The organism is Oleiphilus sp. HI0132, assembly GCF_001635845.1.
Genome location: NZ_LWGJ01001895.1, coordinates 1 through 1,187, shown reverse-complemented (window position 1 = coordinate 1,187; position 1,187 = coordinate 1). Strand labels below are relative to the sequence as shown.

The following is a 1,187-nucleotide window of genomic DNA, read 5'->3' as shown; positions in this document are numbered from 1 at the left end:
AGACCGAAAGTTTAGGGTTCGTGATATTCCTCCAGCGGATGAACTGACTGAAATACAGAAAGTTCATTCTAAAGCTGAAACCGACCCCGAAGACTTTAAAGATCATCGCCAAAAGTCAAAGCAGAAACCCGCGGAGCCGAGTGCAAGCCAGCAGAAAGCGATTTCTGCCTACCAAGAAGTTAAGCCCGCCCGGAGCCCTTTAGGGAGAGTGAAGAATATTATGAGCTCGCCGGTACTGAGTATCAGCAAAGATAAGACGCTCGAAGATGCCTGGCGTATTATGCAGAAGTATGAAATACATCACCTGGTCATTCTTGATGAGGAACAGAAATATTGCGGAATGCTATCTGATAAAAAGATCGTCCCTTTTCTAATGAGCCCACAGGGTGGTAAGCTCGAGGAAACGCAGAAAAGCTCGCTAAACGCCTTCTGTCACGAATCGTTGTTATCAACCCACCCAGAAACTCAGGTAGAAGACTTAGCACCAGCTTTGTTGGAGTATGGCTTGGACGCGATAGCGGTATTCGAGAATCAACAGATTGTCGGGATCGTTACCCACCCCGATATATTGAAGACGATACTACTGAAGGAGTCGCTAGAAGCAGATGCTTAATCTGGTCGAGCTTGTTGGGGGCTAAAAAGTAAANTGATTAGACCTAAGAGGCCAACTGCCGTGATCGATAAGCCGGCTTCTAATACGACACCTGCAAAACGGTGGTCTAAGCGGTAGAGACCACTCGAAAAACCATAACTCAAATCCAGTAACCCCAGGAACAGTGCCGCACCGGCGCAGGCTGCTGCGAGTACTCGGCCCTTTTGCATCCATTGGTTGCACCACAAAGGCAGGGCAGAAACTAGCATACCAAAGGCCAGAATTAAATCAGGCAGCACAAAGCTTCTTTCCCACAAGTAATAGCCTTCAAAATGTGGCATCAGTGCTCTTAGCTCTTCGATAGAAAAGAGCGAGCCGTTAAAGAACTGCCACCAGAAATGTATGATTCCCAGTGCTGCACCGATATAAATCATCGCCAAAAGGCGCTGAAACTTAAGTTTCTTAATCATCTTTTTTCAAGGGGGTCAGACTCGATTGAAAGCTATGTAGCCAATAGACCAATACATGCTACCTCTGGACGATGCTAAAGGCTATAGTGCTAAAATTAGCTACTTTAAATTCGGAGATGACACTT

1 protein-coding gene is annotated in these 1,187 nt (G+C 46.2%); it reads left to right on the top strand.

Annotated elements, in window-relative coordinates:
- Positions 1-613 (top strand): HPP family protein (locus tag A3766_RS28610; RefSeq protein WP_156509226.1); only part of this gene is annotated, 613 nt, incomplete at its 5' end.
- Positions 614-1,187: the final 574 nt, after the last annotated feature.